Origin of the sequence: Nocardia sp. XZ_19_385, assembly GCF_015355755.1 — a bacterium.
Lineage (GTDB): Bacteria > Actinomycetota > Actinomycetes > Mycobacteriales > Mycobacteriaceae > Nocardia.
In genome coordinates this window covers 1,964,455-1,968,389 of the sequence record NZ_JACVEE010000002.1, presented here as the reverse complement: position 1 = coordinate 1,968,389, position 3,935 = coordinate 1,964,455, and the positions used below count along the sequence as shown (strand labels likewise).

Annotated in this window: 4 protein-coding genes; 1 reads left to right on the top strand and 3 read right to left on the bottom strand. The window is 66.9% G+C overall.

Going from position 1 to position 3,935, the window contains the following annotated elements; translation table 11 throughout:
• Positions 1–17: 17 nt before the first annotated feature.
• The 3 genes from IBX22_RS21820 to IBX22_RS21810 all read right to left on the bottom strand — a co-directional run bounded on the left by IBX22_RS21820 (position 18) and on the right by IBX22_RS21810 (position 2,801).
• Entirely contained in the window at positions 18–518 is a 501-nt protein-coding gene (locus tag IBX22_RS21820; RefSeq protein ID WP_194817353.1) for a YbaB/EbfC family nucleoid-associated protein, read from the bottom strand.
• 87 nt (positions 519–605) lie between these two features.
• Positions 606–923 carry a hypothetical protein gene (locus IBX22_RS21815; RefSeq protein WP_194817352.1) on the bottom strand — a complete coding sequence of 106 codons (318 nt, stop codon included), beginning with the start codon at positions 921–923 and terminating at the stop codon, positions 606–608.
• A 285-nt stretch (positions 924–1,208) separates the two neighbouring features.
• Positions 1,209–2,801, bottom strand: coding sequence for a hypothetical protein (locus IBX22_RS21810; protein WP_309234721.1), 1,593 nt, complete (start codon positions 2,799–2,801; stop codon positions 1,209–1,211).
• Between the two features lie 405 nt (positions 2,802–3,206).
• On the opposite strand from IBX22_RS21810, the gene IBX22_RS21805 reads away from it, so the two are divergent.
• Positions 3,207–3,899 (top strand): response regulator transcription factor, encoded by a 693-nt coding sequence (locus IBX22_RS21805; RefSeq protein WP_194817351.1) that lies wholly within the window; start codon positions 3,207–3,209, stop codon positions 3,897–3,899.
• Positions 3,900–3,935: the final 36 nt, after the last annotated feature.

Sequence of the window (3,935 nt, the reverse complement as noted above, 5' to 3'; positions counted from 1 at the left end):
CTATATCCGCGCGCACGTCACCAAACGGAGTCGGTGACGCCCTTCCCGGATTCTGCGCCATCGTTGCGGATCTCGACATCGGTGAAGACCAGTTCGTCCTCCGCGCGCTCGGCCGAGCCGGGCGGTGCGACGGAAACCGGCGGCGCCAGGGGGATTTCGCTCTGCACATCCGGCATGCCGGGGATGACATCGGAGAGCTTGGGCAGCCGCGCGCGCTCGGCGGCCAAGGGCGCCATGACTTCCTGGCTCTGGCCGAACACGTCCTCGGCGGCTTGCTGCGCCAGCCGGGTGATCGCCTTGGCGATGTCGTCGTAGCTGTATTCGTCGATGCCACTGCCGAATTTGGTTTCGATGACCACGCCGTTCGCGTTCACCGTCACCGAGATCTGCCGGTCCTTGGTGGTCGCGGTGGCGACGAGCTTGACGCGCTGCTGCTGCATCTCGGCGATATCGCGCATGCGGGCACGGAACTCCTCCAGCATGCCGCTGAGTTCGGCGTCGCGCCTGCTGCTGCTCATCTGGTTCACCCGCTCCACACACTCTGCGGCGGCCCGAGGGTCCGCCGGTCAATCACCACCGACCGTTAAGACTGGCTCTGCGGAGGATCAGGCCTCCAAGATCTGAGCTTCGCGCTTCTTCTCTTCGATCTCGTTGTTCCTGGCGGCTTCGAACTGGCCGTCGGAGAGCTTCCCCCAGGATGCGGCCATCGTGCGGGTGCCTTCGACCGCGCCCTCGAGCTGGTACTTCAGGCCCTTCGCGTCGTCCATGAACTTCGAGCCGAAGACCGGATCGGAGCGGACGATCGCGATCAGGTTGTCCAGCTGGGTCTGCACTCGATCGGCGAGCCCGTTCATCCGGTCCCGCACCTTGGCGGTGTCGGTGCCGGCGGTCCGCTGCTTCTCCGAAAACCTCTCGAGCGTCATCACGCACCTCTCATTTCGCAAGACTCACAATCGATCTTCGCATGAACTCCGGCCGACCAGAAGCCGAAGTTCGCATGAACACCGGGGTTTCGCTGACAAGACAGCAAACCCGCTGGTGTGCAGGCATTTCCGATAATTCTGGCAGCTGCGCACGGCGTTCGGGCCGATTGCACGGGGTTATAAGCTAAAGAACCCGTTAGGAATTGGCCATCGCGCCGACCTCCACTGTTCACCCGGATGCGTAAGCACCGTTCCGGGAACCGTAGCGGTGCGACACGTCCGGGGTCAGGCGTCGACGAGCCCGTTGCGCTCCTGGAAGCGCTTCTCGAACTCCTCGATGTAGCGCGACGGCGCGATCGAGGACGAAGACTGTTCCAGCACACCGTCGTCGGCGATGTAGAACAGGGCGCGGCCGATCGCGATCTCGCCCGGCGCGGTCGGCACATAGACCATCCAGCCGCAGCTGATGCGGTCCGCGCGCAGCTGGTCCAGCGGGTAGCCGGTGGTGTCCAGTTCGCGTTCGAGGATGTAGCGGCGCACCTGCTCGATGGCCTCGTCCTCGGCCATCGGATCCGGCAGCGTAGTCGCCACGCCGGCCAGGGTGAGCTGGTAGAAGGCGCTGTCGATGTCGAACTCACCGTCGTCGCCGAAGACGCTGATCAGCGTATCCCGGGTCACCACACCGGCTTCCGCGGCCGAGACCAAGATGGCTACCGCGGCGACCTGGCCGTCGGACGGCTCGGCGGAGATCAGTCCGGCGATCACATTCGTGACGGTCTGCGCGGTCCAGATGCCGGGGACGGCCTCGCTGAGCTGATCCGCGGTGGGCGAATCGGCGCGATGCCAGCGACCACCCTCCCACCAGTAGCAGAACGACAGCAAACCGCTGGCAGCACGAGGATTCAGCACCGGGTTCGCGACCCAGGCCGGAGCGCCGGCGTAGAACGCGGGCATCTGCGCACCTTGGTTGTAGGCGGCATCCAGGGTGGGGGCGTTCCAGACGCCACCGGAAAGCACGGCACGTCCGCCGGGCAGCATGTACAGCGTGGAGCCGCCGCGCTTGGCGCCTTCGAACCAGCCCAGCGCGGGCAGAATCCGGGGACCCCACTCGGATCCGATGGCGACGAAGGCCGCGGCCAGCACCGACCAGCGGGCCCACAGCGTGGGCAGGGCCGGGAAGTCGCGCTCCGAAACCGTGCCGCGCACACCGGCTTCCCGATCGGCGCGAGCCCAGGCCGCGGCCTCGGCCGGGGTACGGGACTGACGGTTGCCGTGACCGACATAGGCGGCCAGCCACACCGGCAGCCGATCGCGCGGATGCGTCTGCAGGTCGGCCTGGTAGACCTCGGGCGGGAACAGGTGATCGTCCGGGAACGGCTCGTCGCCGTAGTCGTAGTCGATCTCCAGCTGGCCGGCCGGGTTCAGTTGCAGCAGCAACCGCCACCACGGGCCGTCACCCAGTTCGGCGGACACCGCGCGATGCCGGCGCACCAGCTCCAGCACCGGCTCCGACGGCTGGATCCGGACCGAGCGCTCTTCGTCGTCGCTGAACACGATCTGCGCGACCTCGGCGACCTCGGTGAACGCGAAGACCGCGTCCAGCCGGGACCAGCCCTGCGGGCCGGACGTGGCGAGTTCGCGAGCGAGATTGTGGCCGATCTCGCGGGCCTGCTCGGCCGGGTCGGCGCCTTCGGGGGCCGGCGCGGGGGCGGCCGAATCGCCCAGCGAGAACTCCACATCGGGTTCTTCGCTGGTCTCCTCGAAGGCGGCCTGGAATTCCTGCAGGAACGCCTCGTCGGCCTGTTGTTCGGGATTGAGATTCGGCTGCTCGTCGCCGTTGGCCTGGTTGTCGCGGGCCTCGTCGTCTGGGCTGGTCACGTTGCAGCTATCTCCTCATCCACGCACCCGCGACCGGAAACCTGGGCGGGTACGCGGTTGCGGGTTAGAGCCGACTTGCTGTTCCTCATCCTGGCACAGGATGTCGAAATGCGACCCGGCAAGCCGAAACCCTCACCCCTCAGGAGGATTCACGACCCCGCCTTGGCGGACCTCGACCCGCCTTCGTAGGGCTGGACGAGGCCGCGATGCTGCTGGCGGACCGGGGTGCTGGTCAACGGCTCCTTCGAAGGAAGCAGCTGGGAAAGAATTCTCGCGCACCATTTGGTCGTTCGTCTCGCTCATGAGCGGTAACTTCCCTAAGAAGATGTCAAGGTCTCGAGTACGCCGCTCCCCTGCCACCCCATACCCCTGCGGGCGGAAGCTCCGATTTGCGAGGATCGCTCCGTGAGACTTGCGATAGTCGAAGACGACCTGGGAGTCGGCGACGCCCTCGTCGCGGCGCTGCGTGCCAAGGACTATCAGGCCGACCATATTCGGCGAGGGGCCGACCTGCTCCTCACCCACGACCGCTACGACGCCGTCATCCTGGATCTGGGCTTGCCCGACATGGACGGCCTCGACGTGCTGCGCAAACTCCGCGAAGTCAGCTCTGTCCCGGTCCTGATCCTCACCGCGCGCAGCGGTGAGCGCGCCGTCATCCGCGGCCTGCGCGCCGGCGCCGACGACTACCTGACCAAACCCCCGCGCGTCGGCGAACTCGTAGCCCGTCTGGAAACCGTCACCCGCCGCGCCGGCACCCCCACCGCGCCCGTCCAGCAAATAGTTGTCACCGGCGACGTCCGCGTCGACCTCCAGGCCCGCACCATCGAGGTAGCCGGCACCCCCATCACCCTCACCCACAAAGAATTCGAACTGGTCCGCATCCTCGTCGAACGCCCCGGCTCCGCCGTCAGCCGCCAGCAACTGATGGACCGCATCTGGGGCGACGCCTTCGCCGCCATCTCCCGCGCCCTCGACGTCCACATGGCCGCCCTCCGCTCCAAACTCCAACGCCCCGAACTCATCACCACCATCCGCGGCTACGGCTACCGCTGGGAAACCGGCCCGCACAGCGCCGAGTCCGACTCGACCCGTTAGTCGAATGGCGGCTGGTCACCGGCGTGTCAACCGCCA

Coding starts and splice junctions, on each gene's coding strand:
- IBX22_RS21820 (WP_194817353.1), bottom strand. CDS start 518: ATGAGCAGCAGCAGGCGCGACGCCGAACTCAGCGGCATGCTGGAGGAG.
- IBX22_RS21815 (WP_194817352.1), bottom strand. CDS start 923: ATGACGCTCGAGAGGTTTTCGGAGAAGCAGCGGACCGCCGGCACCGAC.